The organism is Akkermansia sp. N21116, assembly GCF_029854705.2.
Classification (GTDB): Bacteria; Verrucomicrobiota; Verrucomicrobiia; order Verrucomicrobiales; family Akkermansiaceae; genus Akkermansia.
The window spans coordinates 2,880,030-2,888,845 of record NZ_CP139035.1 but is presented as its reverse complement, the minus strand read 5'-3'; the positions used below and the strand labels follow the sequence as shown (position 1 = coordinate 2,888,845).

6 protein-coding genes are annotated in these 8,816 nt (G+C 52.9%); 4 read left to right on the top strand and 2 right to left on the bottom strand.

What is annotated here, in order from left to right:
* The first annotated feature begins 178 nt into the window (after positions 1–178).
* The gene (locus tag QET93_RS10905) at positions 179–796 is read left to right on the top strand and encodes a L,D-transpeptidase family protein (RefSeq protein WP_280125151.1); all 618 of its coding nucleotides are present in this window, start codon (positions 179–181) and stop codon (positions 794–796) included.
* Between the two features lie 93 nt (positions 797–889).
* On the opposite strand, the gene QET93_RS10900 is transcribed toward QET93_RS10905, so the two are convergent.
* Positions 890–1,516, bottom strand: a complete 627-nt coding sequence (locus QET93_RS10900; RefSeq protein WP_280131295.1) for an isoprenylcysteine carboxylmethyltransferase family protein — start codon at positions 1,514–1,516, stop codon at positions 890–892.
* Between the two features lie 267 nt (positions 1,517–1,783).
* On the opposite strand from QET93_RS10900, the gene QET93_RS10895 reads away from it, so the two are divergent.
* The 3 genes from QET93_RS10895 to QET93_RS10885 all read left to right on the top strand — a co-directional run bounded on the left by QET93_RS10895 (position 1,784) and on the right by QET93_RS10885 (position 7,507).
* Positions 1,784–3,004 carry a beta-ketoacyl synthase N-terminal-like domain-containing protein gene (locus tag QET93_RS10895; RefSeq protein ID WP_280131294.1) on the top strand — a complete coding sequence of 407 codons (1,221 nt, stop codon included), beginning with the start codon at positions 1,784–1,786 and terminating at the stop codon, positions 3,002–3,004.
* Positions 3,001–4,182, top strand: a complete 1,182-nt coding sequence (locus QET93_RS10890; RefSeq protein WP_280125153.1) for an 8-amino-7-oxononanoate synthase — start codon at positions 3,001–3,003, stop codon at positions 4,180–4,182. The genes QET93_RS10895 and QET93_RS10890 overlap by 4 nt, the downstream gene beginning before the upstream one ends.
* A 346-nt stretch (positions 4,183–4,528) precedes the next feature.
* Complete coding sequence (locus QET93_RS10885; protein ID WP_322189982.1) at positions 4,529–7,507, top strand: autotransporter outer membrane beta-barrel domain-containing protein; 2,979 nt, start codon at positions 4,529–4,531, stop codon at positions 7,505–7,507.
* A 225-nt stretch (positions 7,508–7,732) separates the two neighbouring features.
* Here QET93_RS10885 and QET93_RS10880 read toward each other — a convergent pair whose 3' ends face one another.
* Positions 7,733–8,815, bottom strand: coding sequence for a P-loop NTPase (locus QET93_RS10880; protein ID WP_280125155.1), 1,083 nt, complete (start codon positions 8,813–8,815; stop codon positions 7,733–7,735).
* Position 8,816 lies beyond the last annotated feature (1 nt).

The following is an 8,816-nucleotide window of genomic DNA, read 5'->3' as shown; positions in this document are numbered from 1 at the left end:
ACACACAGTGCCGCCTCCCGGAGAGAGAAGAATAGGGGAGGCGGCACTCTCTTTTGCCGGAACAGAGGGAGAAGCCGTCCCAATGTGACATAGAATGGAAATTGTAGTGTTTTTCATCGAGAGCTGCTTGACAAGAAGGGCTTGGCTCTTCATAAAGCCTCACACAAATTTATTGGCAATGATTCGGTACAGTATCATCCTCATAGGCGGTTGCTTGGCTCTGGCTTCATGTATTCCCAATGAATACGCCAAGACGCAACAGGCCAAATCTTCGTATTTGCATGGAGTTGGCGGAACTTCCGGAGTCAAGACGGACATTCCGCCGGAGGCGCGGCTGGGACAGGGCTTCTGGGATTGGCCTGCGGGGCTGGAAGGCGAACGCCGGATCGTGATCGATACCAAGCTGCAAAAAGTGACGTATTATGTGGGAGATACTATTGTCGGGACCTCTCCCGTTTCGACGGGGAAAGAGGGGCATGCCACTCCCCTTGGTACGTACAAGATCATTAAGAAGGACAAGGATTACAAGTCGGGAACCTACGGAGTATTGCGCAGCAAGGCAACGGGAGCCGTTGTGAATGGCGACTTCAACAACCGTGCCGGAAGTGTTCCGGCTGGGTGCTATTACGATCCGGCGCCGATGCCTTACTATTTGTCCTTCCTTCCAGGTTACGGGATGCATCAGGGGTTTGTAGCCGGATATCCCGTTAGTCATGGCTGTGTCCGTATGCCGGAGGATATGGCACGCGTTTTCTTTGAAAATACGCCTATGGGAACGACGGTGGTCGTGAAGTAATCTAATCGTTTTTTTCTTAACAAAAACAGAAGGCCGTCGGGAATTAGATCTCGTCGGCCTTCTTGATGCCAGGGGGAAATGTCTGTTGAGGTTTCAGGGCAACTGAAAGAGGACGGGAAGGATGCCGGCTTCATGCAGGCCACTGACAAATTCAAAAATGCCGATTAACCAGATAAACCAGAGAGCATCAATAAAGTTGTGCGTGAATGTTCTCGGGTTGACTGTGTAGGTCTCCGGTTGTTTCAGGTGGAAGATGGAATGCAGGGTCGGGAAAAAGGACGGTGTTTCCCGACAGTAGTCTTTGTAATCTTTTCCGAAAATTTCTATCAGGCGTTTTTGTTCGCGTAGAATAATGAATGGGTAATAACAGGCGAATGCCAGGATGACAAGCAACGGGATGGTAAAGGTTTCCGTAGCCAGGGCGACTCCGGTTCCCCCGATGAAGCTAAAAAGATACAGAGGATTACGGCATAGGGCATAAGGGCCTGATTTGACGAGTGTACTGTTTTTGTATCCGGCGATGTACAGGGAGCACCATATTCTGCCGAAGGCCCCGACTCCGGCGAAGAAACAGGCCAGGAGCATGAGGGTTTCTTCCGTGAGCGGCGATGTTTCCCAGCGGCTTTCTCCTAAAAGGAGCGAGGATCCGATGAGCAAGGCAAAGAAGAAGGTGATAAGCGTTCTGGATTGTTCGTTCCATGATTTTTTTTTATAGGACATAGGATTGTAGATAATTGTTGATATGAGGCTCTTTTCAGAGTAGCGCAATTTTGACATCGGCGGTATGTTCTTTGTTCAGTCGGAATTCAAAAAAAACCAGTTTTTCCGGGATGATGGCATCGGCCTTGCTGCCATTTGGGTTGTTTGTCTTAAATTGTCGTATAGGTATTGTTATTTTGATCATTACGGGCCATGAATGGATGTTGTCACCCTATGAGACCGGACTTGCATGAGATAGGGGAAAGCGGGTAGCATGGCGCGCCCTTTATGAAATGTTCTTCCGTTGTTTTTCCCGAGTCCAGCCCGTATGTGTGCGGCATTGGTGCGGTTTCCTCATTAGGAATCGATAGCGCGACGCATGTAGAAAAGATGCTCGAAGGGAAGTGTGCATTTCGTCCGCTGGCGGAGTTGTGGGGGGAAGGTCACGCGTGGGATCGGATACCGGCAGCCTGGCTGGAAGACAGGGAGTTGTTCATGGGACGCCGGCAAGGGCCGGCTTCAATCCTGGCTCTGCTTTTGGCCCGGCAGGCGGTCGAGGATGCGGGGTGGGGGGCACGCGAATTGGAATCGGCAGCTTTGATTGTGGGGTCTTCGCGCGGCAATGCAATGGGCTGGCTGGATTCCATCCCCGGACGGAGGAAGATCAAATTATTGTCGGTACCTCAGTCTCTCCACAGTGAACTGGCATCCTCCGTCACGATTGAGTTTGGCATCCACGGTCCCTACCATGTACTGGCTAGCGGATGTGCGGCCGGGTTGGATGCCGTAGGTCTGGCTGCCATGCTGGTAGAGTCCGGCGTCGTGGAGCGTGCTTTGGCGATTGGGTTGGATTTGCCTCTGTCTCCATCGGTTCTGGATACGTATTGGTCTTCCGGTATGCTGGCCCAGGTCGGGGTTAATAATCCGTACGGTGAAGATGCTGACGGGATGGTGATTGCCGAGGGAGGGGGAGCCGTGGCCCTGTCCATTCATCCCGAAGAAGGCGTTCCATATGGGCGTGTGCTGGATTACCGTTCCAATTCCGATGCAAGCAGTCCTCTAGGCATGCCGGCGGACGGATTGCAGTTGGGCAGGTTGATCAAGACTTCCCTCGAGAAGACGGGGGCGGTTTGCGAGGCGTTGACGATATGTCCTCATGCCAGTGGAACGAGGAACAATGGCATCGCGGAAAAGGCGGCGTTGAAGTATGCTTTTTCCGGAGAGGAAGGAACGGCTCTCCGCTTCCCGGATGTTCGCCTGATGAAACCGTGGTGCGGTCATGCTATCGGGGGAAGCGGTATTCTGGAGTTGTGTATGATGCTGGCATTTGCGAAACGGGGGCTATTGCCTCCCAATTTACCCGGTATGGCATCGCCCTGGGAGGGATGTATCCTCTCGAAAACCTGCGATCTTCTGGATGATCGTATTCTGTTGAAGACGGCTTCTTCGATGGGCGGACATAACGCCGTTCTTGCCTTGAGTGTGAACCCAAACGCCCCAATTTTATGAAAACGCCTGAATCCGCATTGTTCCAATATGAAAAAGAAGGCTTATTGAGAAGGCTGCGCCCCATCGAATGCCTGCCGGGCGGAATGGCCCGTATGGCGGATGAGAGCGAGGTGGTCAATTGGGCCTCCAATGATTATCTGGGGCTGGCCCGGGATCCCCGGATTGAGGAGGCGATGATCCGGGGGGTCCGCGACCACGGGACAGGTGCTATGGCTTCCCGCCTGGTGACGGGGACACGCCGCGTTCATGAAGAACTTGAGGAACGCCTTGCCACTCTAAAGGGAACAGAGGCAGCAGTGGCTTTTTCCTCGGGCTATGCGACATCGGTCGGTTTGATTCCGGCGATTGTGGGGAAGGGCGATTTTGTCGTTTTGGACAAGTTGAGTCACGCGAGTTTGATTGATGGAGCCAGATTGTCGGGTGCGGAAGTGAGGACGTTTTTGCATAATAATCCGGAGTCCTTGGAAAAATTGCTTGTCCGTTTGCGGGCGAAGTCGCCGGATGCTGATATCTTGGTAGTGACGGAGTCTGTGTTTAGCATGGACGGGGATAGGGCTCCCTTGCGCGAATTGGTTGAAGTAAAAAACCGATATGGAGCTCTCATGCTGGTGGATGAAGCGCATGGATTCGGTTTGCTGGGCAGGAATGGTGCCGGTCTGGCTTCGGAACTGGGAGTGTCTTCGGCTATTGATTTCCAAATGGGAACTTTGAGTAAGTCGGCCGGTTTATCGGGTGGTTATGTGGCTTGTTCCCGAGCCTGGGCTGATTTATTCATCAATTCGTCCCGGTCGTTGATTTATTCCACAGCACCTTCTCCGGCGTTGGCGCAGGCGGCTGTGACTGCACTGGATATGATTGAAGGCGAAGAGGGAGAAGCGAAGCGTATCCATGTGCGTTTCCTGATGGATTTGTTTGTTTCTTTACTGGGGATGGAGGCAAGACCTCTGAGCTCAATTTTTCCTTATGTGATAGGAGAGAACGAAGACGCCTTATCGGCTGCATCTGCTCTTCTGAATGCGGGGCATTTGGCTCCGGCGATTCGGTACCCGACAGTGCCTCGCGGTACGGCAAGATTGCGTTTGACGTTGACTGCCGCCCATACGGAGCAACAGGTTAGGGATCTGGCTGAAGTATTGTCAAAGATGCAGAGGGGTGAACTGGCGGTTTCGCAAGCGTGAAAAGAAATACGGAAGCATGCTTGAATATAGCACTCCTTTCATAGGAAAGTGCAAGGATGACCTGTTTTTTTTGTTTAAAAAATATTTATATAAATTGATTCATTTTGTTTTTTTTGAAAAAACATAAAATAATCACATGATTCACAATGGATGGACAATAGTCATGCTGGAATAGCGGATTGCACATCCGTTTCCAAGAAAAATATTTATTTGTATAAATGTCGCAAACCATTCTTTCCCAATTAACTACATTAAATATTTATATTCTTGTTTGACAGGGTTATTGCTTGAAATATGATATACTGTTGTCCATAAAAGCGAGAATAAAACGACATTATTGACGGATGTGCAATCCGCTACATATACGCCCATGGTGAGTTCATTTTTTATCAGACGTTTCTTTGCATCGCTTCTTGCTGTAGGAGTACCTGCATCTTTCGCTTCATCGACAATTGATGACATCAACGAATCTCTTCGGCAGGCAGCCAAAGGAGATTCTCTCTCCTTCACTATCCAGGAACATATCCTTATTCCCTGCCATAGAACCTCCGGGAGTCCTTATGACGCTAAGGAATGGGGAGCCATCAGCAATCCGGACGGAGTCACTTTTCAGCTTTCTGGACTTCAGGTAAACGGAGAGAAATCGTCTTTCACCGGAGCAGAACGCAGTGATCCTCTCGATCTTACCCGAGCCTTGCTTAATAATCTGGGATCAACCATGAAGGTGGATAACCTGATCTTCGACAACTGCAGTTACTACCGAGGTGGTACCATCGCTTGTACCGGAGGAGCCATCTCGAATTTTGGAGGAACGTTGGAAGTCAAAAACTGCGATTTTTTCGGTAATTCCATCAGCAGTTACCAGCGTTTCAGTGCAGGAGGCGCTATCTGTGCCGCCCGTGAAATTTCAGGAGCTAAATCTACCGTGTGCTATACGACTATTGATGCGTGCACCTTCATCGGCAATTTTGCCACGACCGATCCGGAGGGTTATCAATCGGTTCAGGGAGGCGCCTTCTATAATGAAGACTTATCTATTGCCACAGTTCGGCGAAGTACATTCAACAACAATTATGTGATTGTTGACAAAATGAAAACGTTCGTATCCGGAGGCGGCGCCATTGGCAACTGGGGTGACATGGAGATTGAGGATTGCTCGTTTACTGGCAATTATGTCCTTTCCACAGGGGGTGTTGCCCTCTACGGCGGGGCTATCTGGTCTGAAACTAATTTAAACACTATTTATTCTCTTACCATTCGCAATTCGATTTTTGAGAACAACTACATTCAGACTTCCGAGCCACAGGGTATGGGGGGAGCCATCTGTTTCAGATCATCAGGTCTCAACACGATCATCGACAGTTCTTTCTTCAATAATTTCAACGCCTCTTCCAACTACTACGGTGGAGCCATCGACACTGCCGGACCTCTCAACCTGATTGCGGAAACGAAGGACGTCGTCTTCAGCGGCAACAGGCACTTCGTCACCCAAGTCGAAAACGGGCAGGCTCAAGATGGCCTTTCCAACGCCATTACAACCCGTGCCGGCGGTTTCCTCAACCTCGTCGCCGCCTCCCAGGCCAAAATCGTTTTCGACGACTCCCTGATGGCTGCCAATAATGACACGCCACTCAACATCAACCCGGATACCATCGCTCTGAACAACGAAACGAATGAAAAGGTCGACAACCCGTACTCCCATGACGGGGAAGTGCAGTTCAACGACGGCGTAACCGTCAACAACTTCACGGTCAACCTGGACAACGGTTCCCTCCGCGTCGGCGACAAGACCTTCATCAAGGGAACCGTCAACGCAAGGACGGGCACCGCCCTCCTGATCGACGGATTCACTACCATCGCCCAGGGAGAAAAGTTCGCCTTGGAAATCCTGGGACCCCCAACTCCGGGCACGGACGGAAACTACAATGTCACGGGAACGGAAGGCGAACACACCATCCGAGTCCGGATGAACGACGCCATGGTCGCCGCCACGGATACCAACCCCGTCTGGAACTTCGCCGACGGCTCCTCTCTGAATGCCGAGCCGGGCAAGCTCGTCTTCGTGCTGGACATCAGCGGCATCCAGTCCAGGCCGGAGGAACTCCACCCCTTCATCTTCTCCCACACGCTATCCACCGAAACCACCCAGGCAAGCGTGGCCGGCGCCAAACACGTCTACCTCGTCGATGACGATGGATGGTCCCTCGAATACGAACCCTATACCGCCAACGGGACGACCTACGACCGCTTCGACTTCCTGTCCGGTCAATACGGAGTGGAACTCCCCCAGCCACCATCCCCCATCGATCCGGAGTTCCCGGTCGACCCTGAATTCCCGGTAGATCCACCGACGCCTCCCGCTCCGGCCTGGAACGCCCCCCTCGGCGTCGGAACCGTCCAGGTCAACACGCTTTGGACCTCCGTCCGGTCTCTCTGGTCCTTCTCCGACAATGCCCGGACCAATACCCGGTACAACCTCAAGCTGGAACGCAACGTGGCCTTCTGGGTTTCCGGCATCGGCAACTACTACACCCAGGAAAACCATGACTTTTCCACGGGGTACCGCTACCGTTCCCTGGGATACGCGGCGGGCGGCGAGTACGCCTTCGCCAACAACTGGACGATGGGCATGGCCGTCGGCACCCTCTGGGGAGACCATGACGTCAACAATGGCCTGGGGCGCATCGACAAAGACACCAACATCGGCCTCCTCTACGGAACCTACGGGATGGCTCTCAACCGGCAAAATGCCTTCATCCTGGACATGCAGGCCGGCTATGCCCGCTCCAGCAACAAAGGTACAACGAGGATGCAGGCCGTATCCGAGGACAACCTGGGCGGGAAATGGACCGACCAGGCCTGGATGCTGGACGTGAAGGCGATCTGGAGCCATCAATTGAACGAAAGGCTTTTCCTGGAAACCTTCACCGGGCTCCAGTACACCTTCGCCGACCAGAACGACTACACCCTCAGGGGCGAGAAGTACCAGTACCGTCTCTCGGACGGCAGCATGAACGAGCTGCGCGCTACCGTGGGAACCGGTCTCCGTTACCGGGGTTATCTAGGAAACAAGGCCTTCACGGCCTACGCGAAGGCGGGAGTAATCCAGGACTTGAGCCGTAAGACGCCCCGGGTCGATGTCCAGGGCAACAGTCATTTCTGGACAGCCTGCGGCAGTAAACCGGGAAGGACGTCGCTGAGCACGGCGTCGGGCATGCGTTTGCAGCTTACGGAAGGTCTGAGCGCCTCGGCGAACTACAATCTTGAAGCGGCCGAGAAGAGCCTCATGCAGACGGGAAGCGTCAGTCTCATTTACGAATTCTGAGTTTCTTCCGGATACCTCTCCGGTTCACCGGAGAACCAGGAGAGGATTCTTGATTTTCCGTTCGAAGAGAATTGCGGTATTCTCTGAGATCCGGAAACGGGAGTAGGCTCAGGACGGTTCTCTTGCAAAACCGTAGATTGGGTCGCTTCCAAAACAAGCTCCCCCGGCCTTCAGTCGAAAGTCGGGGGAGCTCATTTGTTGATGATGAAGCGGATCGTATATCCGTTATTCTTTATTCAGGACAATGTCCGCGCAATGCTTTGCGAGATTGCGGAAGGCCGCGGAAGCACTGTTTTCCGCAGGATCGAGCAGAGCGACGGGAGAGCCTTCGTCTCCGCAGGAGCGGGTACGGATGTCGATGGGAATTTGCCCCAGAAGCGGCACTCCGAGTTTTTCCGCTTCGCGAGCGCCACCTCCTTCTCCAAAGATGTGATAGACCTTTCCGTCGGAAGGACATTCGAAGTAACTCATGTTTTCGATGATGCCGAGGATGGGTGTCTGGACTTTTTCGAAGAGTCCTACAGCTTTGCGGGCATCGATAAGGGCAACTTCCTGCGGGGTTGTGACGATGACGGCTCCGTCGAGATCTGCTGTTTGCACGATGGTCAGCTGGATGTCTCCCGTTCCGGGGGGCAGATCAAGGATCAGGAAGTCGATGTCACCCCATTCTACGTTGCGAAGGAATTGCTGGACGTATCGGGTGGCCAATGGTCCGCGAACAGCGACGGGAGAGGCTTCGTCGATCATCAGGCCGATGGAAAGCAAGCGGATACCGTGCGCTTTGACAGGAATGAATTCGTCGTTCTCATTGGCTCCGGGACGTTCCTTAGTGCCGAACATGAGAGCCATGGAAGGACCATAGATATCCAGATCGACCAAGCCGACTTTATAACCGAGTTTCGAGAGGGCGACTGCGAGGTTGGCGGAGACTGTGGATTTACCGACACCGCCTTTGCCGGAAGCGACGGCGATGACGTGCTTGGCTCCGGGGATGGAGGACTTCCACGAAGCGGGATCATCATTGACCGGCTTGTTGGCTGCGGGCGTTTTGTGGTCGATGTTGACATCGCAGTGCTTGACTCCGGGGATGTGCTTCATGACGTTGTGCACCCCTTCGAAGATGTAACGGGGGATATCGGCGTTGCGGCTTTCGATCTGGAGATTGATGACGACATTGTTGTCATCGTCGATGGCAATGTTTTTTACAATGCCGAACGAAACGATGTCCCGGCTGAATCCGGGATATTTGACCGTCGTCAAAGCGGCCCGGATGAGTTCCGGCGTGAGTGGTTGTTGTGAATCGGTCATG

Coding starts and splice junctions, on each gene's coding strand:
- QET93_RS10905 (WP_280125151.1), top strand. CDS start 179: ATGATTCGGTACAGTATCATCCTCATAGGCGGTTGCTTGGCTCTGGCT.
- QET93_RS10900 (WP_280131295.1), bottom strand. CDS start 1,516: ATGTCCTATAAAAAAAAATCATGGAACGAACAATCCAGAACGCTTATC.
- QET93_RS10895 (WP_280131294.1), top strand. CDS start 1,784: ATGAAATGTTCTTCCGTTGTTTTTCCCGAGTCCAGCCCGTATGTGTGC.
- QET93_RS10890 (WP_280125153.1), top strand. CDS start 3,001: ATGAAAACGCCTGAATCCGCATTGTTCCAATATGAAAAAGAAGGCTTA.
- QET93_RS10880 (WP_280125155.1), bottom strand. CDS start 8,815: ATGACCGATTCACAACAACCACTCACGCCGGAACTCATCCGGGCCGCT.